The sequence below is a fragment of the Cupriavidus sp. 09_S30 genome (genome assembly GCF_056930435.1).
Window position 1 is genome coordinate 165,155 of sequence record NZ_JBXOWI010000001.1, and the last position, 25,481, is coordinate 190,635.

The 25,481-nt window shown below is 68.9% G+C and carries 22 protein-coding genes; 8 read left to right on the plus strand and 14 right to left on the minus strand.

Annotated features, from left to right (window positions below; genetic code table 11):
- Nucleotides 1-126: 126 nt before the first annotated feature.
- Both ychF and AC1Z3O_RS00895 read right to left on the minus strand, forming a co-directional pair.
- Nucleotides 127-1,218: a redox-regulated ATPase YchF gene (ychF, locus tag AC1Z3O_RS00890; RefSeq protein ID WP_483512824.1), complete on the minus strand. Its 1,092-nt coding sequence runs from the start codon at nucleotides 1,216-1,218 to the stop codon at nucleotides 127-129.
- Between the two features lie 308 nt (nucleotides 1,219-1,526).
- On the minus strand, nucleotides 1,527-2,510 hold the full coding sequence (locus AC1Z3O_RS00895; RefSeq protein ID WP_483512825.1) for an MBL fold metallo-hydrolase: 984 nt from the start codon (nucleotides 2,508-2,510) through the stop codon (nucleotides 1,527-1,529).
- Between the two features lie 192 nt (nucleotides 2,511-2,702).
- Here AC1Z3O_RS00895 and AC1Z3O_RS00900 point away from each other — a divergent pair, with 192 nt between their 5' ends.
- The 5 genes from AC1Z3O_RS00900 to AC1Z3O_RS00920 all read left to right on the plus strand — a co-directional run bounded on the left by AC1Z3O_RS00900 (nucleotide 2,703) and on the right by AC1Z3O_RS00920 (nucleotide 10,315).
- Nucleotides 2,703-3,992 (plus strand): UbiH/UbiF family hydroxylase, encoded by a 1,290-nt coding sequence (locus tag AC1Z3O_RS00900; protein WP_483512826.1) that lies wholly within the window; start codon nucleotides 2,703-2,705, stop codon nucleotides 3,990-3,992.
- Between the two features lie 80 nt (nucleotides 3,993-4,072).
- A complete protein-coding gene (locus tag AC1Z3O_RS00905; protein ID WP_483512827.1) occupies nucleotides 4,073-4,822 on the plus strand; it encodes a DsbC family protein in 750 nt (249 codons plus the stop codon).
- A gap of 92 nt (nucleotides 4,823-4,914) precedes the next feature.
- Complete coding sequence (gene acuI / locus AC1Z3O_RS00910; RefSeq protein ID WP_483512828.1) at nucleotides 4,915-5,916, plus strand: acrylyl-CoA reductase (NADPH); 1,002 nt, start codon at nucleotides 4,915-4,917, stop codon at nucleotides 5,914-5,916.
- Between the two features lie 153 nt (nucleotides 5,917-6,069).
- Nucleotides 6,070-7,884, plus strand: a complete 1,815-nt coding sequence (locus tag AC1Z3O_RS00915; protein WP_483512829.1) for a M61 family metallopeptidase — start codon at nucleotides 6,070-6,072, stop codon at nucleotides 7,882-7,884.
- A gap of 85 nt (nucleotides 7,885-7,969) precedes the next feature.
- Nucleotides 7,970-10,315, plus strand: coding sequence for an FUSC family protein (locus AC1Z3O_RS00920; RefSeq protein ID WP_483517483.1), 2,346 nt, complete (start codon nucleotides 7,970-7,972; stop codon nucleotides 10,313-10,315).
- Between the two features lie 344 nt (nucleotides 10,316-10,659).
- Here the strand turns inward: AC1Z3O_RS00920 and AC1Z3O_RS00925 are convergent, their stop codons facing one another.
- Nucleotides 10,660-12,030: an ABC transporter ATP-binding protein gene (locus tag AC1Z3O_RS00925; protein WP_483512830.1), complete on the minus strand. Its 1,371-nt coding sequence runs from the start codon at nucleotides 12,028-12,030 to the stop codon at nucleotides 10,660-10,662.
- Complete coding sequence (locus AC1Z3O_RS00930; protein WP_483512831.1) at nucleotides 12,027-13,796, minus strand: ABC transporter permease; 1,770 nt, start codon at nucleotides 13,794-13,796, stop codon at nucleotides 12,027-12,029. Before AC1Z3O_RS00930 ends, AC1Z3O_RS00925 begins: the two co-directional genes overlap by 4 nt.
- 491 nt (nucleotides 13,797-14,287) lie before the next feature.
- On the opposite strand from AC1Z3O_RS00930, the gene AC1Z3O_RS00935 reads away from it, so the two are divergent.
- Nucleotides 14,288-14,560: an acylphosphatase gene (locus AC1Z3O_RS00935; protein WP_483517484.1), complete on the plus strand. Its 273-nt coding sequence runs from the start codon at nucleotides 14,288-14,290 to the stop codon at nucleotides 14,558-14,560.
- A 60-nt stretch (nucleotides 14,561-14,620) separates the two neighbouring features.
- Here AC1Z3O_RS00935 and AC1Z3O_RS00940 read toward each other — a convergent pair whose 3' ends face one another.
- The 8 genes from AC1Z3O_RS00940 to rpe form a co-directional block, all read right to left on the minus strand.
- Nucleotides 14,621-15,382, minus strand: coding sequence for a uracil-DNA glycosylase (locus tag AC1Z3O_RS00940; protein ID WP_483512832.1), 762 nt, complete (start codon nucleotides 15,380-15,382; stop codon nucleotides 14,621-14,623).
- Between the two features lie 81 nt (nucleotides 15,383-15,463).
- Nucleotides 15,464-16,093, minus strand: a complete 630-nt coding sequence (locus AC1Z3O_RS00945; RefSeq protein WP_483512833.1) for a CYTH domain-containing protein — start codon at nucleotides 16,091-16,093, stop codon at nucleotides 15,464-15,466.
- Between the two features lie 10 nt (nucleotides 16,094-16,103).
- Nucleotides 16,104-16,907, minus strand: a complete 804-nt coding sequence (trpC, locus tag AC1Z3O_RS00950) for an indole-3-glycerol phosphate synthase TrpC (RefSeq protein ID WP_483512834.1) — start codon at nucleotides 16,905-16,907, stop codon at nucleotides 16,104-16,106.
- 25 nt (nucleotides 16,908-16,932) lie between these two features.
- Nucleotides 16,933-17,970, minus strand: a complete 1,038-nt coding sequence (gene trpD, locus AC1Z3O_RS00955; protein ID WP_483512835.1) for an anthranilate phosphoribosyltransferase — start codon at nucleotides 17,968-17,970, stop codon at nucleotides 16,933-16,935.
- Nucleotides 17,971-18,044: 74 nt separating this feature from the next.
- Complete coding sequence (locus AC1Z3O_RS00960; RefSeq protein WP_483512836.1) at nucleotides 18,045-18,629, minus strand: aminodeoxychorismate/anthranilate synthase component II; 585 nt, start codon at nucleotides 18,627-18,629, stop codon at nucleotides 18,045-18,047.
- Nucleotides 18,630-18,655: 26 nt separating this feature from the next.
- Nucleotides 18,656-20,191: an anthranilate synthase component I gene (gene trpE, locus AC1Z3O_RS00965; RefSeq protein WP_483512837.1), complete on the minus strand. Its 1,536-nt coding sequence runs from the start codon at nucleotides 20,189-20,191 to the stop codon at nucleotides 18,656-18,658.
- Between the two features lie 469 nt (nucleotides 20,192-20,660).
- Entirely contained in the window at nucleotides 20,661-21,392 is a 732-nt protein-coding gene (gene gph / locus AC1Z3O_RS00970; protein WP_483512838.1) for a phosphoglycolate phosphatase, read from the minus strand.
- Complete coding sequence (gene rpe, locus AC1Z3O_RS00975) at nucleotides 21,389-22,102, minus strand: ribulose-phosphate 3-epimerase (protein ID WP_483512839.1); 714 nt, start codon at nucleotides 22,100-22,102, stop codon at nucleotides 21,389-21,391. The genes gph and rpe overlap by 4 nt, the downstream gene beginning before the upstream one ends.
- 165 nt (nucleotides 22,103-22,267) lie before the next feature.
- Here rpe and apaG point away from each other — a divergent pair, with 165 nt between their 5' ends.
- Complete coding sequence (apaG, locus tag AC1Z3O_RS00980; RefSeq protein ID WP_483512840.1) at nucleotides 22,268-22,642, plus strand: Co2+/Mg2+ efflux protein ApaG; 375 nt, start codon at nucleotides 22,268-22,270, stop codon at nucleotides 22,640-22,642.
- Between the two features lie 25 nt (nucleotides 22,643-22,667).
- Here the strand turns inward: apaG and AC1Z3O_RS00985 are convergent, their stop codons facing one another.
- The gene (locus tag AC1Z3O_RS00985) at nucleotides 22,668-22,868 is read right to left on the minus strand and encodes a hypothetical protein (protein WP_483512841.1); all 201 of its coding nucleotides are present in this window, start codon (nucleotides 22,866-22,868) and stop codon (nucleotides 22,668-22,670) included.
- 107 nt (nucleotides 22,869-22,975) lie between these two features.
- Between AC1Z3O_RS00985 and mltA the strand changes: the two genes are divergently transcribed.
- Nucleotides 22,976-24,130, plus strand: a complete 1,155-nt coding sequence (gene mltA, locus AC1Z3O_RS00990; RefSeq protein ID WP_483512842.1) for a murein transglycosylase A — start codon at nucleotides 22,976-22,978, stop codon at nucleotides 24,128-24,130.
- A 43-nt stretch (nucleotides 24,131-24,173) separates the two neighbouring features.
- On the opposite strand, the gene paaK is transcribed toward mltA, so the two are convergent.
- Nucleotides 24,174-25,478 (minus strand): phenylacetate--CoA ligase PaaK, encoded by a 1,305-nt coding sequence (gene paaK / locus AC1Z3O_RS00995; RefSeq protein WP_483512843.1) that lies wholly within the window; start codon nucleotides 25,476-25,478, stop codon nucleotides 24,174-24,176.
- Between the last annotated feature and the right edge of the window lie 3 nt (nucleotides 25,479-25,481).

The following is a 25,481-nucleotide window of genomic DNA, read 5'->3' on the forward strand; positions in this document are numbered from 1 at the left end:
CGGCCTCGTCCTGCGGCGGCCACCCGCTCCAGCCCGTCCAGTGCGCCGCGCCGGAAACGAAAAAGCCCGGCGCTCGGCCGGGCTTTCTGCATCTGCGCGGGAGGCGCAGGAGGCGTCAGACGTGAATCACACGTTGAACAGGAAGTTCAACACGTCGCCATCGCGCACGACGTATTCCTTGCCTTCGGCGCGCATCTTGCCGGCTTCCTTGGCACCTTGCTCACCCTTGAAGGTGATGAAGTCCTCGTAGGCAATGGTCTGCGCGCGGATGAAGCCGCGTTCGAAGTCGGTGTGGATGACGCCGGCGGCCTTCGGCGCGGTGTCGCCCACGTGGATGGTCCAGGCGCGCACTTCCTTGACGCCCGCGGTGAAGTAGGTCTGCAGGCCCAGCAGCTTGAAGCCGGCGCGGATCACGCGGTCCAAGCCCGGTTCTTCCATGCCCAGGTCGGCCAGGAACTCGGCCTTGTCGGCATCGTCCAGGTCGGCGATCTCGGCTTCGATGGCGGCGCACACAGCCACCACCGGCGAATTGGTCTGCTCGGCGTGCGCGCGCACGGCGTCCAGGTGCGGGTTGTTCTCGAAGCCGTCCTCGCGCACGTTGGCCACGTACATGGTCGGCTTGGCGGTGATCAGGCAGAAGGGGCGCAGCGCGTCCCATTCCTCAGGCGCCAGGTCCAGCGTGCGCACGGCCTTGGCCTGGTCCAGCACGGACTGGGCCTTTTCCAGCACGGCCACCAGGCGCAGGGCTTCCTTGTCGCCGGCGCGCGCGGGCTTGATGTAGCGGGCCAGGGCCTTTTCGACGGTGGCCAGGTCGGCCAGCGCCAGTTCGGTGTTGATGACCTCGATGTCGGACAGCGGATCGACCTTGCCGGCGACGTGAATGACGTTCTCGTCCTCGAAGCAGCGCACCACGTGGGTGATGGCGTCGGTTTCGCGGATATTGGCCAGGAACTGGTTGCCCAGGCCTTCACCCTTGGAGGCGCCCGCCACCAGGCCGGCGATATCGACGAATTCGACCACGGCCGGCAGGATGCGCTCGGGCTTGACGATCTCAGACAGCTTGACGAGCCTCGGATCCGGCACTTCCACCACGCCCACATTGGGCTCGATGGTGCAGAACGGATAGTTTTCGGCGGCGATGCCGGCCTTGGTCAGGGCATTGAACAGCGTGGACTTGCCGACATTGGGCAGGCCGACGATGCCGCATTTGAGGCTCATGGGATTCGTCTTCTAGATCAAGAGGTTGCGTGACGCGTTCCAAAGCCGGCCGGGCGGCGGCAGGCGCGGCCCGGGGCGCATCCGTGGAGCGCGGCGGGACAGGGCAAAGACATCACATCGGGGCCGTGGCGCAACGATGCCGTGCGAGCCCTGTCACGGAAAACGGCAATTGTAACCCTATCGGGCGCGCGCATCGGCAGCGCGGCGGGCAAAGCGGCCACAGTGTTGTGTGGCGGGCAGGGTGGACGGCAGGGCGGCCCGCCAGGCCAGGCCGTGAGATGGCGGCCGGGGCACGGCCAATGGTGCCGCTATGGGGCTCCGCGCCGATAGATGGCCACACCGTCTGCGCCGATGTCGAAGGCCATGAGGTCCTCTCCCACCACCAAGGGGCCGCCGTAGCTTGCCCGGGTCTGCGCGACGATCTCTTCCGTGTTCACGCGCGGGACCGCCGGCGTCCCGTGCAGCGACAGATGCGTATACACGGCCAGCCTGGGGTGGGCGCGCGCGAATACCGTGCCGGCTTCCTGCGGCGTGGTGTGGTGCGCCGCGATCGCCTGGAGCGCCGGGTCGTCGGCCAGCTCGGGCTTGGCTGCGAAGACCTCGTGCACGAGCAGATCGGTGCCGGTGCCGTACTTCACCACGTTCTCATTGCGCCGCGTGTCGCCCGAGATCAGGACGGCGTGGCCCGCATAGTCGATGCGGTAGCCGAAGGCGGGCTTGACTGCCGCGCCGTGGTCGACCGCGAAGGCGGTGATGCGCACGCCGTTCTCCTCATAGACGACGCCGTCCCGCGTGAATTCCTCCACCCGGGTGTCGAGCCCTGCGCGGGTGAGCTTCTGATCGGCCATCCGGATCCGGATGTCGGCGGCGTAGGCGCGTTCCAGGTTCGCCATCAGCTCGGCGGTGCCGGTCGGCCCGATCACGCGAAAGGGGGTCTTGCGCTGGCCGAAGGGCGGCGGCAGCCACCCGGTCAGCCACAGGTCGGGGATGCCGACGGTGTGGTCCGAGTGGAAGTGGGTGAGCAGCAGGAGGTCGATCTGTCCCAGCGGGATGTGCAGCTGGCCGAGCCGCATGGTGGCGCCGCGCCCGGCATCGATCAGGATCTTGCGGTTGCCGGCTTCAATCAGCGTGCTGGGGCCGAAGCGGGCCGCCGACGGCTCCGGCGCGCCGGTCCCCAGCAGTGTGACGCGGAACACGCCCAGGTCTCTGCCGTCCTGGGCCGGCGCTCCGGCGGCCACCGTCATCGCAAGCGCCGCGGCGGCGCAGGCGGCGATTCTGCAAGCGTGGATCATCTCCGGGTCCCCTTGGCCGCGCGGCTGGCGGCGCCTGTGCCGACCGCCGCAGGCTGCGCCACCTCAGCCGCGCCGTCTGTGCGCAAGCGAGCCATCACGGCCCTGCCGAGGCGCTTCCGGCGCACGGCAACCTGGGCACGCTGCGCCACTTTGGCGCGCCAGCCCGTCCACCAGGGTCGCTATAATCGAGCCATGACCCGATCCCACGCGCCTGCGCGGCCCACCTCGTCCCGTTTCCAGATCGCCGTCGTCGGTGGCGGCATTGTCGGTAAGTCCTGCGCCCTGTTGCTGGCCCAGCAGGGCATGCACGTGGCGCTGGTGGCGCCGCGTCCGCCCGGCGCCGCGGCAGCGCCGCGCGAGGGCGAGTGGGGCAGCCGCGTCTATGCCTTCTCCGCGAGTTCCCAGGCCCTGTTCGAGCGCCTGCGTGTATGGGAAGCGCTGGACCCGGCACGGGTGCAGCCCGTGCGCGACATGCGCGTGTTCGGCGATGCCAGCGCGGCGCGCGCCGGCGGCAGCGACGCGGGCGACCTGCATTTCTCCGCCTACGCCGCGTCGCTCTCGCAACTGGCCTGGATCATCGAGTCCGAGCACGTTGAGCGCGTACTGGACACCGCGCTGCGCTTCCAGCCCCAGCTGCACTGGTTCGACGACAGCGCCACCGCCTTCGACCGCGACGAGAGCGACGGCCAGGGCGCGGCCCTGACGCTGGCCAGCGGCACCAAGCTGCGTGCAGGCTGCGTGGTGGGCGCCGACGGCGCGCGCTCATGGCTGCGCACGCAATGCCACATCCCGGTCAGCACGCGGCGTTACCGCCAGCTCGGCGTGGTGGCCAATTTCCACTGCGAGCGCCCGCATCACGAGACCGCCCGGCAATGGTTCCTCGGTCCGGTGCCCAAGCTCATGGCCGACGAAGAGCCCGCCAACGGTGAGATCCTCGCCATGCTGCCGCTGCCCGGCCCCTATCTGTCGATGGTGTGGTCGGCCGACGAGGCGCATGCGCGCGAACTGCTGGCACTGGAGCCCGAGGCCTTGTGCGCCGCCGTGTCCGAGGCCGCCAGCGGCGCGCTCGGGCGGCAGTACGGCGCGCTGCGCTGCGTGACGCCGGCCCAGGGCTTCCCCCTGGTGCTGCAGCATGCCGAGCAGTTCGTGCAGCCGCATGTGGCGCTGGTGGGCGATGCCGCCCACGTGGTGCACCCGCTCGCCGGCCAGGGCGTGAACCTGGGCCTGCGCGATGTGGTGGAACTTGGCCGCGTGATGGCCGACAAAGAGTCTTTCCGCGGCGAAGGCGACCTGCGCCTGCTGCGCCGCTACGAGCGCGCGCGCGCCACCGACCTGTTGTCGCTGACCGTGGCCACCGACGGCCTGCATCGTCTGTTCTCGCTGCCGGGCGGCTTGGCCGCCACGGTGCGCAATGCCGGCATGCGGGCGGTGGGCGGCCAGTCGTTGCTTAAACGTTTTCTGATCGGGCGCGCGCTCGGCTGAGCCGGACGAGCCAGTTCATTACCGGACCGAGGCACCGGACCCGCACGTCCCCCGACCATACCCTTCACTGGAGTCGATTTATGTTGTCATTCCTGCGCCGCCGCCCCTATTGGTCCGCCGCCATCGCCAGCGGCCTGGCCGCGGCCGGATTTGCCCTGCACGCCATGGCCGCTGGCGAACCGGGCACCGACCGCATCAAGGAAACGCTGCAAAAGGCGCTGGGCAGCCGGGCCGAGGTCCGCACTGTGACCAAGACACCGGTGCCCGGGCTGTTCGAGGTCAATATCGGCGGGCAGGTGGTCTACACCGATGCGACCGGCCGCTACGTGCTCAACGGCGAGCTGGTCGACACCAAGACTGGTACCAACCTGACCGAAGAGCGCATGGCCGAGCTCAATCGCATCAAATGGGCGGACCTGCCGCTGGAGCGCGCCATCAAGTGGACCAAGGGCAACGGCAGCCGCCAGATGGCGGTCTTCTCGGACCCGAACTGCGGCTACTGCAAGCGCATCGAGCAGACCTTCCAGCAGATGGACAACATCACCGTCTATACCTTCCTGTTCCCGGTGTTGTCCCCGGATTCCGAGGTCAAGGCCAAGCAGGTCTGGTGCTCGGCCGACCGTGCCAAGGCCTGGCGCGACTGGATGCTGAACAAGGTGGCGCTGACCGGCAACGGTAGCTGCAAGACGCCGGTCGAAGAGAACCTCACGCTGGGCCACAGCCTGAACGTCAACGGTACGCCCGCCGTCTTCTTCACCGACGGCACCCGCATTCCCGGCGCGGCAGATGCCGCGACGCTCGAGCGCAAGCTCGCCAGCATGAAGAAATAGGCTTTCGCGCCGGCGGTGTCCCGGCCGGAGCGCGCGGCACGGGCATCGCCCGGCCGCGCCTCGCATTCCTTGCAGACCCATCAGGAGACACCATGACCTTCCGAGCCCTGCTGCTGACGCAGTCTGATGGCGCCACCCAAGCCGAGATCGCCAACCTGGACGCGGCGCAATTGCCCGCCGATGGCGACGTGCTGGTCGCCGTCGAATACTCCACCATCAACTACAAGGACGGCCTGGCCATCACCGGGCGCTCGCCCGTGGTGCGCAAGTGGCCGATGGTGGCCGGCATCGACGGCGCGGGCACGGTGCTCGAATCCGGCGACCCGCGCTGGCGCGCGGGCGACAAGGTGATCCTGAACGGCTACGGTGTCGGCGAGACGCACTGGGGTTGCCTGGCGCAGCAAGCGCGCCTGAAGGGCGACTGGCTAGTGCGCCTGCCCGATGCGTTCACCACGCGCCAGGCCATGGCGATCGGCACTGCGGGCTACACCGCGATGCTGTCGGTGCTGGCGCTGGAGCGTGGCGGAATGAACGGCCCGGTGCGCCCGGGCGATGGCGAGGTGCTGGTTACCGGCGCCTCCGGCGGCGTGGGCACGATCGCCATCGCCATCCTGTCGCGCCTGGGTTACCGCGTGACGGCTTCGACCGGCAAGGCTGCGGAGGCCGACTTCCTGAAGGCCCTGGGCGCGGCCGAAGTCATCGACCGTGCCGCGCTGGGCGTGCCCGGCAAGCCGCTGCAGAAAGAGCGCTGGGCCGCGGTGGTCGACGCCGTCGGCTCGCACACCCTGGTCAATGCGTGCGCACAGGTGCGCTACGGCGGCGTGGTCACCGCCTGCGGGCTTGCGCAGGGCATGGACTTCCCGGCCTCGGTGGCGCCCTTCATCCTGCGTGGCGTGACTCTGGCCGGCGTGGATAGCGTGATGGCACCGATGGCACTGCGCGAGCGCGCCTGGGCCCGGCTCGCGCAGGACCTGGAGCCGGATCGCCTGCGCGCCATCACGCGCGAGATCCGGCTGGGCGAGGCCATCGACGCCGGCCGTCGCATCGTCGAGGGCGGCATGCGGGGCCGCGTGGTGGTCGACGTCAACGGCTGAGCGCCGCCCGCCGTTCACCTCGGGCCGGCGGCCTTGCCACCGGCCCGCGCCATTCGCGCAATCTGATCTGCATCTGCATCTGCATCTGCATCTGCATCTGCGTCGCCGCGCGGCGGGCCGGACCCGCCGGCGCGCGGCGCTACAATCCTCTTCATGACGCCGATCCGCTACGCCATCGCCCCGCTCGCGCCCGAAGCGCACCTGTTCGCCGTGACCATCACGGTCGACGCCCCCGATCCCGCCGGCCAGCGCTTCTTCCTGCCAGCCTGGATTCCCGGCAGCTACATGATCCGCGAGTTCGCCCGCAACATCGTGCGCATCCGCGCCGAGAGCGGCGGCCGTGCCGTGGCGCTGACCAAGCTGGACAAGCAGACCTGGCAGGCCGCGCCGGTCGATGCCGCCGCCGGCCCGCTGACGGTCAGCTATGAGGTCTATGCCTGGGACCTGTCGGTACGCGCCGCCCACCTGGACCAGACCCATGCGTTCTTCAATGGCAGCTCGGTCTTCCTGTGCGTCGACGGCCAGGCCGAGCGGCCCTGCGCGGTCGACATCTTCCCGCCCGAGGGCGAGGCCTATCGCGACTGGCGCGTGGCTACCGCGCTGCGCGAGGCAGGCGGGCGCGCCGGCGCGAAGCGCTACGGCTTCGGCCGTTACCAGGCCGCCGACTACGACGAGCTGATCGACCACCCGGTCGAGATGGGCACCTTCGAGCTGGGCAGTTTCAAGGCCTGCGGTGCGCAGCACGACGTGGTCTTCACGGGCCGCGTGCCGCAACTCGACATGGAGCGGATCTGCCACGACCTCAAGCGCATCTGCGAGGCGCAGATCCGGCTGTTCGAGCCGAAGACGCAGCGTGCCCCCTTCCTCGACAGCAACCGCCGCTATGTCTTCATGACGATGGTCACGACCGATGGCTACGGCGGCCTGGAGCATCGCGCCAGCACCGCGCTGATCTGCGCGCGCGCGGACCTGCCGGCGCTGGGCAAGGCGGAGGCCACCGAGGGCTACCGCACCTTCCTGGGACTGTGCAGCCACGAGTATTTCCACACCTGGAACGTCAAGCGCATCAAGCCTGCGGCCTTCGTGCCGTACCGGCTGCGCGAGGAGAGCTACACGCCGCTGCTGTGGCTGTTCGAGGGCTTCACCAGCTACTACGACGACCTGATGCTGGTGCGCTCGGGCCGCGTGACCGAGGCGCAGTACGTGGAGATGCTGGCCAAGACCTGGAACGGCGTGCTGCGCGGCAGCGGCCGCACCAAGCAGAGCGTGGCCGAAAGCTCCTTCGACGCCTGGACCAAGTACTACCGCCAGGACGAGAACGCGCCCAATGCCATCGTCAGCTACTACACCAAGGGTTCGCTGGTGGCGCTGGTGCTGGACCTCACCATCCGCCAGCGCACGCGCGGGCGCCGCTCGCTCGATGACGTGATGCGCGCGCTGTGGCAGCGCTACGGCCGCGACTTCTACGCGCCCGGCGCGCTGCAGCGCGGCGTGACCGAAGCCGAGGTCCATGCGCTTTTCGACGAAATCAGCGGCCTGCGCCTGGGCGCGCTGTTGCGCAGCCTCACAGAAGGCACCGCCGACCTGCCGCTGGCGCCGCTGCTCAAGGCCATCGGCGTGGGCGTGAAGGCGGAGAAGCCGGAGCAGGGCGCGGCATTGGGCATCAAAACCAAGACCGAGGACGGCTGGATCCGCGTGACCCAGGTGCTGGATGGTGGCGCGGGCCAGGCGGCCGGCCTGTCGGCCGGCGACCTGCTGGCGGCGGTGGACGGCCTGCGCGCCGCGCCGGGCCAGCTCGACAAGCTGCTGGCGCGCTACCGTGCCGGCGACGCGACCGAACTGCATGTGTTCCGCCGCGATGAACTGGTGCGGCTGCCGCTGACCTTCGCGCGCGAGCCGGCTACGCAGTACCGGCTCTCGGTGGAGGGCGGCAAGCAGGCCGCACGCGCACGCTGGCTGGGCCAGTAAAGGAGACACGGCGCCCCCCGGTGCCGGCAGCTTGGCGGTAGCGTCCCTGGACGGGGCGCTGCCCGGATCGGATTGACGCATGCCTATGCAATACGCGCACGACCCCCGGACCTTCATCTATTCGCACTACGTCTATCGTGGCCTGCGCTCGGCCACCGGGGTGATCGGCGCCACGCTGATCGCGCTGCAGTTCACCGATATGCCCACCGCGATGGTGGTGTCGATCGGCGCGCTGTGCACCAGCCTGATGGACCTGCCCAGCCCGCTGAGCCACAAGTTCAACGAGATGCTGGCCAGCGTGCTGCTCTGCACGGCCGTGACGCTGGTGGTGGCGCTGGCGACGCCCTTCCCGCGCGTGATGCCCTTCGTGCTGGTGCTGGTCACCTTCCTGGCGGGCATGATGACGGTGTACGGCAACAAGACCTTGCCGCTGCAGTTCTCGGCCCTGTTCGTCATGACGCTGACGATCAACGAGGATTTCGTCGTGCGCCGCGCGCTCGAGCATGCCGGCCTCTTCGGCCTGGGCGGGCTGGCCTACATGGCCTATTCGATGCCCGTGAACTGGGTCATGGCGCGGCGCACCAAGCAGCAGATCCTGGCCGAGTCGCTCTACGAGATGGCCTCCTACCTGGAGATGAAGGCCGATTTCTACGACGCCGGCACCGACTTCGAGGCCTGCTTCAGCCAGCTCGTGCGCCAGCAGATCGTGGTGGCCGAGCGCCAGCAGGCCGCGCGCGACCTGGTATTGCGCGACAACCGCACGCCCTATGACGGGCTGCTGGTGCAGGTGCACCTGCGCATGCTGGACCTGTACGAATACGTGCTGTCGACCAATACCGACTATCCGCTGCTGCGGCACACCTTCGGCGGCACCCCGGTGCTGGACCATCTGCGCCGCCTGGTGCTGCTGATGAGCACGGACCTGGCCGGCATCGCCTATGAAATCACGCGTGGCAGGCCTTCCTATGCCACCGTGGAATACCGCGCCTCGCTGCAGGCTGTGGAGGGCGAGATCGCCCAGCTGCGCCACCACCACATCAAGCCGGCGGCGATGACGGCGCTGGCCGACACGCTTGAGATGATCCGTGGCGCCATCGCGCTGGTGGAGCAGCTGCACGAGGCCTCGCGCACCCCGGTGGAGCCCAGCAAGGTGCTGCCCGGACCGGACATGACGCCTTTCCTGACCCGGCAGAAGTATGAGCTGGGCGTGTTGCTGGACAACCTGCGCTGGCGCTCGCCCGGCTTCCGCTATGCCTTGCGCATCACGATGGCGGTCGCCGTCGGGCTATGGGTGGCCGACCACGTGCCCTATGCCTCGCACAGCTACTGGATCCTGCTGACGATCATCGTGATCCTGAAGCCCAACTTCAGCCAGACCAAGCAGCGCTACAACGACCGCGTGATCGGCACGCTGATCGGCTGCGTGATCTCAGTCGGCATCCTGAAGGTGGTGCAGCAGCCGCTGGTGCTGCTGGGCGTGCTGTTCGCCGCGCTGGTGGCCAGCGCCGCCTTTTCCACCATCAAGTACCGCTACACGGCGATCGCCGCCTGCGTCCAGGTGCTGATCCAGTTCAAGCTGTTGCTGCCGGCCAGCCCTACGGTGGCGGGCGAGCGGCTGATCGACACGGTGATCGGCGGCGTGATCGCCTCGGCGTTCAGCTTCGTGCTGCCGAGCTGGGAGTACCGGGCTATCCCGAAGCTGGTGGAGAACGTGCTGCAGGCCAACCGCCGCTACATCCTTGCCACCCGCGACCTGCTGCTGCGCCGGGCCAAGGACGATTTCGCCTACCGCGTGCAGCGCAAGCAGTTCATGGACAACCTCTCGGCCCTGATCTCCGCCTTCCAGCGCATGCAGGACGAGCCCAAGAGCCGGCAACGCGCGGTCGATAACCTGAACCGCTTCATCGTGCAGAACTACCTGGTGGCCGCCCACGTCGCCGCGGTGCGTATCCAGGTGCGCCAGCACTATCAGGAGTTGGACCTGCCGGTCGCTGAGGCGGCCATCGAGCAGGCCACCGAGGCCGCCGTGCGCAGCCTGGATCTGGCCAAGGAGCGCCTGGCCGCCGGCGAGCGCGCGGGCGGGCGCGGGGCAGGCTTCCTGCGCGCTGCGCCACCCGGCATGCCCGAAGCGGCGGCGCCGGCGGGCGGTGCCACCGTCGCTATGCCGGCGACGGCGCTGGCCGCGGCCGAGGCGGGTGGCGGCGAGGAAGAGGCCAGCGCGCGCCGCGCGCGCCTGGCCGACTCGGCCGACCGCCGCCGCGCCGACGTGCTGGCCCAGGCCGCCGCCTCCGGCGAGCTGGCTGCGGCCAGCGCCAGCGGACGCAGCGCCAATGCACTGATGGAGCGCCGGCTGCGCGCACTGCGCGAAGACGCGGCCAAGATCGCGCTGCGGACCGGGGCGATCGGGCGGGCAATGCGGTTGGAGGAGTGAGGCGGCAGGGCTGCAGCTGGCGGCGACGGGGTGGATCACACCAGCGGCTTCGTCTTTGCGTCGGTGTGCTGGATCACACCGAAGGCTTCGCTGCTTGTGGCACCTTGCTAGACCACCCCTCTCCCCAACCCTCTCCCCGTGAGGGGAGAGGGAGCCAAGACACTATGCTTGGCGATTGGCGTTGGCGCATCCTGTCGGCTTTGGCAGGCGCGCGTTGGCCTTCGCGCCGCGCCGGTTTGCTCCCCTCTCCCGCTTGCGGGAGAGGGGCCGGGGGAGAGGGCAGGCCTCCGCTAGCACGAAGGCATTCCGCGCCAGCCGTCAGCCGTCAGCCGCGCTGACACCCGTCAGGCCTCCCCACCAGCCGCCCCTTCCGCCTGTTCCTCGTGCGGCAGCGTCAGCATGCCGCTGTTGTAGCTGTACCCGTAGACTTCGCCATATCGGCCCCATTCGATGGCGATGGTCAGCACGCGCTCGGCTTCGTCGGGCTTCAGGTAGTCCTCCAGTTCGCGCAGCACGTGTTCCTCGCGGATCTCCCCGTCCACGGCCTCTTCCAGCTCGCGGCGGATGTGCGAGGCGAGCGCCACATGCTCCAGCAACTGCTTGCCGAACAGCACCTTGCGCTCGGGCGGCTCGGTCTCGTAGTAGGTGCGTCCCAGCGGCGTGGCGATGATGTCGCCGCGCTCGATGGTGGCGAGCTGGACCAGCTGCAGCGCCTCGCAGGCGGGCAGCAGCTCGTCGTCGGTCAGGCCCGCTTCGTCGGCGAGGTGGGGCAGGTCGGCGCGGCCGAAGAAGGGCGACTCGCACAGCAGGTCGAGGATGGCCTCCATCTGGCTGATGTCGGCATCCGGCAGCCGGTAGCCGATCTGCGTGGCCGCCGCCAGCGCGGGCACGCGCGGTCCCAGTGCGGCGGGCGAGGTCATCAGCGCATACACCTCGTCGATCAGCGCGCGCACCTGGGCCGAGTCGCGGTTGCGCGGGCGCGGGAAGGGCACGCGCACCTCGGCGCGGATGCGGCCGGGGTCGCTCGACAGGATGACGATGCGGTCCGCCATCATCACCGCCTCTTCGATGTTGTGGGAGACGATCAGGATGCACTTGATATTGGTGCGGCCGTCCTCCCACAGGTCGAGCATTTCGTCGCGCAGTGTCTCGCCGGTCAGCACGTCGAGGGCGGAGAAGGCCTCGTCCATCAGCAGCAGGTCGGGCTCGGTCACCATGGCGCGGGCGATGCCCACGCGCTGGCGCATGCCGCCCGACAGCTCGCGCGGCAGCGCGCTGTTGAAGCCGGACAGGCCGATCATGTCGATCGCCGCTTCGGCGCGCCGGGCGCGCTCGTCCCGGGCCACGCCCTGTGCCTCCAGGCCCAGCTCCACGTTCTGCTGCACGGTGAGCCAGGGGAACAGCGCGAAGGACTGGAACACCATGGCGATGCCCTCGGCGGTGCCGTTCAGGCGCTCGCCGCGGAAGCGCACCTCGCCGCGGTCGGTGCCGACCAGGCCGGCCATGATGCGCAGCAGGGTGGACTTGCCGGAGCCGGACTTGCCCAGCATGGCGACGATCTCGCCCTGGCGCAGGGTGATGTCCAAGCCCTCGAGCACCGCGCGGTCGGTATGGTCGGCGGTGCGGAAGATCTTCGATACGCCGCGCAGTTCGATCACGGCGGGCGCTGCTTGTACGGTGCTGCTGGACATGGCGTCCTTTCGTTCGATCGTCATAGACGGGTGCGCTCCTGCGCCAGTTGATACAGGCGATTCCACAGCAGGCGGTTGAAGCCAACCACGAACACGGCCATCACGCAGATGCCCAGTGCAATGCGCGGGAAGTCGCCCTTGGACGTCATTTCGGCGATATAGCTGCCCAGGCCGGTGGCCACCAGGGTATGGTCGCCCCAGGTCACGTATTCCGACACGATGCTGGCGTTCCACGAACCGCCGGCGGCGGTCACCAGCCCGGTCAGCAGGCTGGGGAAGACCGCGGGGATCAGGAAGCGCTTCCACATCAGCCAGCCGCGCAGGCCGAAGTTGCGCGCCGCCAGCCGCAGTTCGGTGGGGATGCCGGAAGCGCCGGCCACCACATTGAAGAGGATGTACCACTGCGTGCCGAAGATCATCAGCGGACTGAGCCAGATCTCCGGATTCAGGCCGAGGCGTGCAATCACCACCACCACCAGCGGGAACATCAGGTTGGCCGGGAAGGCGGCCAGGAACTGCGCCACCGGCTGGGCCACGCGCGCCACCGACGGATTCAGGCCGATGCGGATGCCGATCGGCACCCAGACCAGCGCGGCCAGCGCGATCAGCACGATCACGCGCACCATGGTCAGCGTGCCCAGCCACAGCACGTGGCCGAACTCGGCCCAGCCCACTTCGGAGCGCACGAAGTGCAGGATGCGGTAAAGGGCCAGCGCGGCCGCCAGGATGATCAGCAGGTTCCAGGCGCGCTCGACCCACTGGCGGCGGCCGTCAGTGCCGGCCGAGGCGGGCGCCAGCATGCCGCGCCGGGCGCCCCAGGACAGCGTGCGCTCGGCCAGCCCGGCGGTCCACGACAGCAGCACGCGGACCCATTCCGAGCGGCGCAGCAGGTCGAGCAGCCAGGACTGCGGCTCTTTCTCCTGGGCCAGCGTCTCGAAGCGGAAGCGGTCGGCCCAGGCGATCAGCGGGCGGAACAGCAGCTGGTCATACAGCAGGATGCCGATCAGCATGGCGAGGATGGCCCAGCCGATGGCCGGCAGGTTCTGCTGCTGGATCGCCAGCGAGATATAGGAGCCGATGCCCGGCAGCTTGATGTCGTTGCCCGACACGGAGATGGCTTCGGAGGCGACCACGAAGAACCAGCCGCCCGACATCGACATCATCATGTTCCACAGGAGCCCCGGCATGGCGTAGGGCACTTCCAGCCGCCAGAAGCGCTGCCAGGCGGAGAGCCGGAACATCGCCGCTGCCTCGATCAGGTCGCTCGGGATGGTGCGGAAAGACTGGTACAGGCTGAAGGCCATGTTCCAGGCCTGCGAGGTGAAGATGGCGAAGATCGCCGCGCACTCCACGCCGACCAGGCTGCCGGGGAACAGCGCGATAAAGCCGGTCACGGTGATCGACAGGAAGCCCAGCACCGGGATGGACTGCAGGATGTCGAGCGCCGGCACCATGACCTTCTCCGCGGTGCGGCTCTTGGAGGCGATGGCGGCGAAGGTGAAGGAGAACAGCAGCGAGGCGCCCAGGGCGGCCAGCATGCGGATGCTGGTGCGCATCAGGTAGTAGGGCAGGTAGCCGATCTCCAGGTGCAGGTCCAGCGGCTCGCCGGGCTGGTAGGGCACGTTCATCTGCTTGGCGGCGAAGGCCACCAGCACGATCACCGCCAGGATGATGGGCAGCAGGGCGAGGTCGAATCGGTTCGGCGGCGCCGTCAGCAATTGGCTGACATAGCCGAATGAGGGGGCCGGCTTGGCCTGGTCGCTATCGGCGGATTGGACGGGCTGCATCATAGTGAAAGACGGATCGGGGCCGGCGGGTACCGGCCTTGGACTGCCGGCGCGGGTGGCGCCGACAGGTGCTGCGTGGCATGCAGGCGACTCGTGGTGGTCCATCGTGGCCACCTAGCCCACTGAATCACTGAAATCGGTCGGTGCCTGCCATGCCATGCGGGTTCATCGCGTCGTTGCAAATGCTCGCAATAGCCGTGCTATTGCTGCGCTTTGCGCCTAGCGCTGATTCCCGCATGACATGTCCTTCACCTCCCATTTCAATGATTCAGCGGACGAGTGCCGCGCAAGTCACGCCTGGTGCAATGCCCTTCTTGGTAACGCTTGGGATGGCCGCCTAGTTTACCGTGTGTGCATGTCGGCGCCGTTTCAGCGGGCAGCGTCTCGCCGCCGCAACAGTGGGCGGTGGCACTGCCGCCGCCCAATAACGAACAATAGGCGAATGCAGACGAAGGCCTAGGACGCCGCCAATGGCGCAAGGAGAAAGCGTGACGATGGAAACGTGGCATATCGTGGCGCGTGGCCGCGTACAGGGCGTCGGCTACCGTGCCGCTTGCGCGGCGCAGGCCAGCGAACTGGCGCTGCGCGGGTGGGTGCGCAACCGCAGCGACGGCTCGGTCGAGGTGATGGCGCGCGGCAGCCCCGCGCAGCTGGAGGCGCTGTGCGAGTGGATGCGCGTGGGTCCACCGGCGGCTCAGGTTGCCGGGCTGGAGGTTGCCTTGTCGGAAGGCGAGTTCCAGGGCTTTATCTGGCGGCCCACCGTGTGAGCGGGCTGGCCGGCGCGTGGCACCGGCCCGGTCTCGTGACTAGTGACTAGTGACCAGCCATTAGTGTGCGCGCCAGTCGACCTGACTCAGGCCCCGCTCGGCCAGCCAGTCATTGGCCCGGCGGAAATGCCCGCAGCCGAGAAAGCCGCGGTGCGCCGATAGCGGCGACGGGTGCGGCGCCTCCAGCACGCAGTGGTGGTCGCCCAGCAGCGGCTTCTTGGCCTGGGCATGGCTGCCCCAGAGCAGGAACACCAGCCCGGGCTGGCTGGCGGCCAGGGCCTGGATCAGGCAGTCGGTCACCGCTTCCCAGCCTCGCTTGGCGTGGCTGGCGGCGCGGCCCTGCTCGACGGTCAGCACCGTGTTGAGCAGCAGCACGCCCTGGCGCGCCCAGCCTTCCAGGTTGCCCGATGCCTTCTTGGCGCCGGCGGCCTCGCCATATTCCGCGGCGATCTCCTTGAAGATATTGCGCAGGCTGGGCGGCACGCGCACGCCGTCGGGCACGGAGAAGGCGAGGCCGTGGGCCTGCGGCACCTCGGTGCCGGCCACGGTCTCGACGCCGTGATACGGGTCCTGGCCGAGGATGACCACCTTGACTGTCTCGGGCGGCGTCAGGTGCAGTGCGTGGAAGACGTCGCGCGGGAAGACTGGCTTGCCGGCGGCATGCTCGCCGTCGACGAAGGCAGTCAGGTCCCGCCAGCCGGTGGTGTCCAGGCAGGGCGCTAGCAGTTTGCGCCAGGCCGCGGGCAAGGCGTCGGCCTGGGCCTGAAGCGCCGCGGCGGGCTGGAGGGCGGGCGCCGCCGTGGCGAAGAGGTCGGATTGCATCGGGGTTTGGCTTGAATATGGGTCGTCGGGCGGCGCGCCGGCGCGTGCCTTGTCGGCAGGGCCGGCGGCGTCAGGGCGCCGTCAGGGCGCCTCGTCCTGCACGGTGCCGGCGAGCCGGTAGCCGCGCGCGGCCTTGCTGAGATCGAACGGCGTCAGTGCCGCCACGGCCTGCAGGCGCGCGGCCAGCGCGCGCAGCGGGGCTTCCGCCCCGGCCGCATCGCCCGAGAGGAATTCCAGTTCCAGTTCCTGGATGTGCTCGGTGCCGCTGGCGCCGGGCGCGCTGATGGTGCCCACGTCCAGTGCGGCCTCGATCTCGGCGCCGTCCTGGCGTACCAGCCAGGTGCGGCGGGTGAAGTCGGTGCGGAAGACCGGTGCCAGACGCCCCGCCAAGGGCGCCAGCAGGGCCTGGGCTTCGGGCGGCAGCCGCGCCGGTTCGAGGGCTTCGCCGGCGACTTCGGTTTCCCACTCCAGGCGGCTGGCCAGGCCGCCGGCGCTGTGGCCTGCGGTCTTCAGGGTCTGCAGCCAGCGCTCGCCCTTGCTGCGCAGGCGCAGCGCGGCGCGTGCGCCTGCCAGTTCGCGCGCGGGCGTGTCGAGATAGACGTTGCGCAGCAACGATGCGCCGCGCGGCTCGGCGTGCGCATCCAGCCAGGCGGCCAGCGCATCCAGTGCGCCGTCAGGCACCGCCAGCTTGAGTTCGATTTCCTGTGCCATGTGCCGGCGCTCAGGCGAACAGCCGCGCCAGCTCGGCGCCGGGGTCCTTGGCGCGCATGAAGGCTTCGCCCACGAGGAAGGCGTGCACGTCCGCATCGCGCATGCGCTGCACGTCGGCCTGGCCGAGGATGCCGGACTCGGTCACCACGAGGCGTTCGTCCGGGATATGCGGCAGCAGGCCGATGGTGTTGTCCAGCGACACCTCGAAGGTGCGCAGGTTGCGGTTGTTGATGCCCAGCAGCGGCGTCTTCAGGCGCAGCGCGCGCTCCAGCTCGTCGTCGCCGTGCACTTCCACCAGCACGTCCATGCCGAGTTCGTGGGCGCAGGCCTCCAGGTCGGCCATCAGGCCGGGGTCGAGCGCGGCCACGATCAGCAGGATGCAGTCGGCGCCCCAGGTGCGCGCCTCATAGACCTGGTACAGGTCGACCATGAAGTCCTTGCGCAGGGCCGGCAGCTCGCAGGCGGCGCGCGCACGCTTCAGGTAGTCGGCATGGCCTTGGAAGAAATTCACATCGGTCAGCACCGACAGGCAGGCCGCGCCGTTGGCGGCATAGCTCTCGGCGATGGCCTCCGGGACGAAATGCTCGCGCAGCACGCCCTTGGAGGGCGAGGCCTTCTTGACCTCGGCGATGACGCCGGCCTGGCCGGCGCCAATCTTGGCGCGCAGCGCGCGTTCGAAGCCGCGCGGTGCCAGGCCGGGCTCGTGGCGCAGGCTCTCGGCCTCGGCCCGCAGGCTGGGCAGGTCGCGCTGCTTGCGCGCGGCCGCGACTTCATCGGCCTTGACGGCCAGGATCTTCTGCAGGATGTCCGACATATTCACACTCTCTGAAGACAGACCGTTACTTGAATTGCTGGGTGGTGCGCACGAACTGGTCGAGCTTCCCGCGCGCCGCGCCGCTGGCGATGGCCTCGCGCGCGCGTTCGATGCCGTCCTGGATGGAGCTGGCGACATTGGCCGCGTACAGCGCCGTGCCGGCGTTCAGCGAGACGATCTCGCGCGGCGTGCCGGGCACGTTGCTCAGCGCCTCGATCAGCATCTCCTTGGATTCCACCGCATCGGTCACCTTCAGGCCGCGGTTGGAGATCATCTGCAGGCCGAAGTCCTCGGGGTGGATCTCGTACTCGCGCACCTCGCCGTCCTTGAGCTCGCCGACCATGGTGGCGGCGCCCAGCGAGACCTCGTCCATGCCGTCCTTGCCGTACACCACCAGCGCATGCTCGGCGCCCAGGCGCTGCATCACGCGCACCTGGATGCCGACCAGGTCGGGGTGGAACACGCCCATCAGGATGTTGGGCGCGCCGGCCGGGTTGGTCAGCGGGCCGAGGATGTTGAAGATGGTACGCACGCCCATTTCCTTGCGGATCGGCGCCACGTTCTTCATGGCCGGGTGGTGGGTGGGGGCGAACATGAAGCCGATGCCGGTCTGCTCGATGCACTCGCCGACCTGCTCCGGCGTCAGCATGATGTTGACGCCGAGCGCTTCCAGCACGTCGGCGCTGCCCGACTTGGAGCTGACGCCGCGGTTGCCGTGCTTGGCGATGCGCGCGCCGGCCGCCGCCGCGACGAACATCGACGCGGTGGAGATGTTGAAGGTGTGCGAGCCGTCGCCGCCGGTGCCGACGATGTCGACGAAATTGCCGCGCGCCACGTCCACCGGCAGCGGCACCTTGTTGGCGAATTCGCGCATCACCTGGGCCGCGGCGGAAATCTCGCCGATGGTCTCCTTCTTGACGCGCAGCCCGGTCAGGATGGCGGCGGCCATCACCGGCGAGATCTGTCCCTGCATGATCTGCCGCATCAGGTGCAGCATCTCGTCGTGGAAGATCTCGCGGTGTTCGATGCAGCGCGTCAGCGCTTCCTGCGGGGTGATGGACATGGGGCTCTCGATCGGATGTTGGGCGGATTCACTAAGCGCGAGCGGGCCGGCGCCGGCCGTGGGGTCGGTCAGCTTCATCGTGGCACCTCGGGCGAGGTGACCTTGAGGAAGTTTGCCAGCAGCGCATGCCCGTGCTCGGACAGGATGGACTCGGGATGGAACTGCACGCCCTCGACCGCCAGGGTCTTGTGGCGCACGCCCATGATCTCGCCGTCCGGCGTCCACGCCGTCACTTCCAGGCAGTCGGGCAGGGTCTCGCGCTCGATCGCCAGCGAATGATAGCGCGTCACGTCGAAATGCTTGGGCAGCCCGGCGAACACACCCTGCTGGGTCGTCTCGATGGTGCTGACCTTGCCGTGCATGACCTGCTTGGCGCGGATCACCTTGCCGCCGAAGGCTTCGCCGATGGCCTGGTGGCCCAGGCACACGCCCAGCAGCGGCACCTTGCCGGCGAAGTGCTGCAGCGCTTTCACCGAGATGCCGGCCTCTTTGGGGCTGCACGGGCCGGGCGACACGCAGATATGGTCGGGCTTGAGCGCCTCGATCTCCTCCAGCGTGATCTCGTCGTTGCGGTAGGTGCGCACGTCGGCACCGAGTTCGCCGAAGTACTGCACCAGGTTGTAGGTGAAGGAATCGTAGTTGTCGATCATCAGCAGCATGGCCGTCTCTCCTGTCCTGTTCCTGATCAGATGTCGGAGTCCAGGCCATCCTGGACCTGCTCGGCGGCGCGGATCACCGCGCGCGCCTTGGCTTCGGTCTCGCGCCATTCGGCTTCGGGGTCCGAATCGGCGACGATGCCGGCGGCCGCCTGCACGTACAGGTTGCCGTCCTTGACGATGCCTGTGCGGATGGCGATGGCGAGGTCCATCTCGCCGCCGAACGACAGGTAGCCCACCGCGCCGCCGTAGATGCCGCGCTTGCGCGGCTCCAGCTCGTCGATGATCTCCATCGCGTGCACCTTGGGCGCGCCCGACAGCGTGCCGGCCGGGAAGGTGGCGCGCAGCACGTCCAGATTGCTCATGCCGTCCTTGAGGCGGCCCTCGACCGAACTGACGATGTGCTGCACGTGCGAGTACTTCTCGATCACCATCTGGTCAGTGACCTTGACCGAGCCGGTCTCGGCGATGCGGCCGATGTCGTTGCGCGCCAGGTCGATCAGCATCACGTGCTCGGCGATCTCCTTCGGGTCGTTCAGCAGCTCGGTGGCGAGCTGGGCATCCTTCTCGGGCGTGTGGCCGCGCGGCCGCGTGCCGGCCAGCGGGCGGATGGTGACGATGCGCTCATCGCGCACTTCATCGCGTCCCTCGTCGCCGTTCGCCGAGCCGACGCGGCGGGTCTCCTGGCGCACCAGGATCTCGGGCGAGGCGCCGACGATCTGGAAGTCACCGAAGTTGTAGAAGTACATGTACGGCGACGGATTCAGCGAACGCAGCGCGCGGTACAGCGACAGCGGCGCGTCGCGGTAGGGCTTCATCAGCCGCTGGCCGATCTGCACCTGCATCATGTCGCCGGCCATGATGTATTCCTTGGCGCGGTGCACGGCCGCCAGGTAGTCGGCCTTGTCGAATTCGCGGAACACCTCGGTCTGCACCGACGGGCTGGTGACCGGCAGGTCCACCGGCTGGCGCAGCTTCATGCGCAGGTCCCGCAGGCGGGCGCGGGCGCGCGAATAGGCTTCCGGTGTGTTCGGGTCGGCGTAGACGATCAGGTAGAGCTTGCCCGACAGGTTGTCGATCACGGCCAGCTCCTCGCACAGCAGCAGCTGGATGTCGGGCAGGCCGAGGTCGTCGGGCTTGTGCGTGGCGGCCAGCTTCTTCTCGATGTAGCGCACCGCGTCGTAGCCGAAGTAGCCGGCCAGGCCGCCGCAGAAGCGCGGCAGCCCCGGGCGCAGCGCCACCTTGAAGCGCTTCTCGAAGGCGGCGATGAAATCGAGCGGATTGCCTTCGTGGGTCTCGACCACGCGGCCGTCGGTCACCACCTCGGTGCGCTCGCCGTAGGCGCGCAGCAGCGTGCGGGCATGCAGGCCGATGAAGGAGTAGCGGCCGAAGCGCTCGCCGCCGACCACCGATTCCAGCAGGAAGGTGTTGATGCCGCGCGTCTGCGATTGCGCCAGCTTCAGGTAGAGCGACAGCGGGGTTTCCAGGTCGGCGAAGGCTTCCGCGATCAGCGGGATGCGGTTGTAGCCCCGGTCGGCCAGCGATTTGAATTCGAGTTCGGTCATGTCCATCCTCTTGTGCGGCGCGCACCTTGCGATGGTGGCGCGCTGCCGCGGTATCGGCGGGAGGGGCGGGCATTGCAGCCGCCGGCCCCGGTGGCTTGCCGTGGTGCGGAAGACTTGCGAACAAGACTGCACACGGCCAGGGAGGGGCGTGCGGTGCGTTCGTGGGCCAAACGTAGCGGATTCCTGCGGCGTTGGCTACGACCGGCTGGCGAGAGGGGGTATGACTTGGATTGCCCGGCAGGCTGCCGGTCTGGCGAAACCTTCCGCGGGTAGGGAAGGCTCGTCAGGAGACTCGCGAACGCACTTTACGCCTGTTGGGAGGCGCGCCAGCGACGCCAGGGCCAGGCCTGCCGATCACTGCCAGAAGAGATGCGTTTGCGGTTCAGAAACATGAGTCGTGTTAAGCGACGGAGGTAAGCGAAGGCCGGCTTGCGCACGATGCGATGAAACGCGCCAGGGCCGGCTTCGGTCATGCCCGGTGCGCCGTCAACAACGCCGCCGCCTGGGCAATGCTGCCGACTATACCATCGGCCTCGACGCCTTGTACAGGGTTGCCGTGATTGTAACCATAGGGCACCAAAAGCACGCCCATGCCGGCCGCGCGCGCCGCCTGGGCGTCGTTTTCCGAGTCGCCGATGGCGGCCATCTGCGCGGGCTCCAGGCGGAAGGCCTCGGCCACCTTAAGCAGCGGCAGCGGGTCGGGCTTGCGCAGCGGGAAGGCATCGCCGCCGTAGACCAGCTCGAAATAGCGGGCGAGGCCGGTCTTGGCCAGCAGCGGCTCGGTGAAGCTGTAGGGCTTGTTGGTCACGCAGGCCAGGCGCAGCCCGGCCGCCTTGATGCGCGCGAGGCCCTCGGCCACGCCGGCGTAGACCTGCGAGAACTGTCCGTTGATGCGCAGGTACTCGCGGTCGTACAGGGCCAGCGCGTCAGCGAACAGGCCGTTGGCATGCGCCGGCTTGAAGCGCGTGTCGAGCACGCGCCGGATCAGGTTCTCCGAGCCCTTGCCGACGAAGCTGACGATCTCCTCGCGCGGCAGCGGCGCCGGCACGGGCAGGCTCGGGTGCTGGCGGCCCAGCGCCGCCAGCATGGCGTTGACGGCGGCGTGGAAGTCACCCGCAGTGTCGACCATGGTGCCGTCCAGGTCGACGATCACACCGCGGATGCCGCTCCAGTCGCGGCGCAGCAGCTGCGCCGCGCTCATCGGGCCGCCTGGGCCGGGACCTTGGCCAGCTCGGCGCGCAGGGCCGACAGCACGCCCTTGTAGCCGCCATCCGCATCGGGCTTGCCGAACACCGCCGAGCCGGCCACGAAGGTATCGGCACCCGCCGCCGCGATCTCGGCGATGTTGTCGACCTTCACGCCGCCGTCCACTTCCAGCAGGATGGAGCGGCCGGTGCGCTCGGTGTAGGCGTCGATGCGCGCGCGCACGGCGCGCAGCTTGTTGAGCGTCTCGGGGATGAAGGACTGGCCGCCGAAGCCGGGGTTGACCGACATCAGCAGGATCACATCCAGGCGGTCCATTACGTGGTCGAGGTGGTGCAGCGGCGTGGCGGGGTTGAACACCAGCCCGGCCTGGCAGCCCTGGTCACGGATCAGCGCCAGCGAGCGGTCGACGTGCTCGCTTGCCTCGGGGTGGAAGGTGATGATGTTGGCCCCGGCGCGTGCGAAGTCGGGGATGATGCGGTCCACCGGACGCACCATCAGGTGCACGTCGATCGGCGCGGTCACATGCGGGCGGATGGCCTCGCACACCATGGGGCCGATGGTCAGGTTCGGTACGTAGTGGTTGTCCATCACGTCGAAGTGGATCCAGTCGGCGCCGGCCTCCGTCACGCGCCGGACTTCCTCGCCCAGGCGGGCGAAATCGGCGGAAAGGATGGACGGGGCGATGCGGTAGGTGGGCGTGCTCATGGCGGCGGGCTTCGGGGGAAATGGGGACAAAACAACAGAACAGCCGCCATTTTACGCTGCCGGCGCCGCCCGCGCCGGCAACGCCAGTCCGGCGCCGCCCTTGCCGCACCGTGTGCCTTGCCGCACAATGCGGCTACCCTTTCCCTTGGCCCGAATCCCCTGACAATGAGCGAGTACGCCTTTTCCGTGGCGGTGCGCACCCAGCACCTGCCTGAGCAGTCAGATCCCGACCGGGGGCGCTATGCCTTCGCCTACACGATCACCATCCACAACACCGGCGAGGTGGCGGCGCAACTGATCTCGCGCCACTGGATCATCGCCGACAGCGAAAACGGCACGCAGGAAGTGGCCGGCCTCGGCGTGGTCGGTCACCAGCCGCTGCTCAAGCCGGGCGAGCATTTCGAATACACCAGCTGGGCCACCATCTCGACCCCGGTGGGCTCGATGAAGGGCGAGTACTTCTGTGTCGCCGAGGACGGCCACCGCTTCGAGGTGCCGATTCCCGAGTTCGCGCTGGTGCTGCCGCGCATGCTGCACTGAGCGGCGCCGCGCGGAACCGCGGAACCTATTGTCGTGGCGCGCTGTCCTCCCCAGACTGCGGCGGCTGGCCGCTGCGCGAGGGGTGGTCGGCGGGCGCGCGGGTCGGACGGGGATGCCGCTTGGCGGTGCTCATGGTCCAGACCACGATGAAGATCAGCAGGAACAGCGCCACGCCGGCTTCCAGGGCGAACAGCAGCATGGGATGGGCTTCAAGGAATGCACTCATGGCGTTGTCGGGCTGGTCGCGCGGCGGCGGATTGAAGGACGCTGGGCATTGTAGGACATCGGTGGCGCGGCGCATGCTGCGCCGGGCCGGCGATTGAAAAGAGCAAGATGGCAACTCCGGATTTTTCCCTTCCCCCCCTTCCCCGTTTCCCCACCCTGCGGCCCGCGGGCGCCGTGCGCATGCGCGCCTGGGCGGCGCTGGCTGCCGCCGCGGCCCTGTTGGCCGGTTGCATGAGCGGGCCGCCGCCGCGCATCGAAGGGACGGGCACGCCCGGCCAGCCGACCGCGGGAACGGGCCAGAAGGGCAGGCTGCAGGCCGCCAGCTGGAACGAGATCGGCGGCTGGCAGCAGGACGACGTGCGCGCCGCCTGGCCCGCGCTGCAGCAGAGCTGCCAGGTGCTGAAGAAGCGCGCCGCCGACTGGAACCGCGTCTGCACCGCCGGCCTGATGGTCGACGCCGGCGACCTCAACGCGATGCGCAGCTATTTCGAGACCTACTTCCAGCCGTTTCGCGTCGTCAACGGTGACGGCACCGACTCCGGCCTGATCACCGGCTACTACGAGCCCATCCTGCACGGCTCGCGCACGCGCCAGGGCCCGTATCAGGTCGCCCTGTACCGCAAGCCGGCGCAGTGGAACGGCCGGGCGCTGCCGGCGCGCGGCGAGCTGCTGCAGAGCCCGGCGCTGCGCGGCAACGAACTGGTCTGGGTCGACGACCCGGTCGAGGCCGCCTTCCTGCAGATCCAGGGCTCGGGCCGCATCCGCCTGGCCGACGGCACGCTGCTGCGCATGGGTTACGGCGGCACCAACGACCAGCCCTTCCGCTCCTTCGGCAAGTGGCTGCTCGACCGCGGCGAGATCACGCCGGCCCAGGCCACCATGCAGGGCATCAAGGCCTGGGCGCGCGCCAATCCGGGCCGGGTCGACGAAATGCTCAATGTCAATCCGCGCTTCGTCTTCTTCCGCGAGCTGCCGCCGACCAACGAGGGCCCGGTCGGCGCGCTGGGCGTGCCGCTGACGGCCGAGCGCTCGATCGCGGTCGATCCGGCCACCATTCCGCTCGGCGTGCCGGTCTTCCTGTCGACCACGCGGCCGCTGTCGAGCGAGCCGATCCAGCGGCTGATGTTCGCCCAGGACACCGGCACCGCGATCAAGGGCGGGGTGCGCGCCGACTTCTTCTGGGGGGCGGGCGACGCCGCCGGGGACACCGCCGGCCGCATGAAGCAGGCCGGCCGCATGTGGGTGCTGATGCCGCGCAGCTAGCCGTCGCGCGGCTACCTGCCGCGCGACGCGGGCGCCTGCGAGCTCAGCGCGGGCGCTGATCGACGATGCGGCGCGCCTTGCCGACGGAGCGTTCCACGCCGCCCTCGGGCAGCACGTCGACGCAGGCGGTGACGCCGATAAAGGCCTTGATGTCGTAGGCCAGCTGGGCCCGCGCCTCGCCCGTGGTGTCAGGCGCCGTACCGTGCGCGCATTCCACGCGCACCGTCAGCGTGTCGAGCGGACCTTCCTTGGCCAGCACGCACTGATAATGCGGCGCCAGTTCGGCGTGCTTGAGGATCAGTTCCTCGATCTGCGAAGGGAAGACATTGACGCCGCGGATGATCATCATGTCGTCCGAGCGGCCGGTGATCTTCTCCATGCGGCGGAAGGCCGGGCGCGCCGTGCCAGGCAGCAGCCGGGTCAGGTCGCGGGTGCGGTAGCGCACTACCGGCAGCGCTTCCTTGGTGAGCGAAGTGAAGACCAGTTCGCCGAACTCGCCGTCCGGCAGGACTTCGCCGGTAATGGGGTCGATCACCTCGGGGTAGAAGTGGTCTTCCCAGATGGTCGGGCCGTCCTTGGTCTCGGCGCATTCGTTCGCCACCCCCGGGCCCATCACCTCAGACAAACCGTAGATGTCGACCGCCGAAATGCCCATGCGCTTTTCCAGCGCCAGGCGCATCTCGGGCGTCCACGGCTCGGCGCCGAAGATGCCCACCTTGAGGGAGGTCGAGGCCGGGTCGATGCCCTGGCGCTCGAATTCGTCGGCCAGCGCCAGCATATAGCTGGGCGTGACCATGATGACCTCGGGCTTGAAGTCCTGGATCAGCTGCACCTGGCGCTCGGTCTGGCCGCCGCCGAAGGGGATGGCGGTCAGGCCCGCCTTCTCCACGCCGTAGTGCGCGCCAAGGCCGCCGGTGAACAGGCCGTAGCCATAGCTCACATGGACCTTGTCGCCGCGGCGCGCGCCGGCGGCGCGGATGGAGCGCGCCATCACCGTGGCCCAGGTGTCGATGTCCTTCAAGGTGTAGCCGACCACCGTCGGCTTGCCCGTGGTGCCCGAGGAAGCGTGGATGCGCGCCACCCGGTCCTGCGGCACGGCGAACATGCCGAAGGGGTAGTTGTCGCGCAGGTCCTGCTTGGTGGTGAAGGGGAAGCGCGCCAGGTCGGCCAGCGAGCGCAGGTCGTCCGGGTGCACGCCGGCTTCGTCGAACTTGCGCCGGTACACCGGCGAGTTGCGGTAGGCGTGATCGAGCGACCATTTCAGGCGCTGCAACTGCAAGGCCTGCAATTCGTCGCGGCTGGCGGTCTCGATCGGCTCCAGGGGCAGATCGGTCAGGCGCGTGCTCATGAT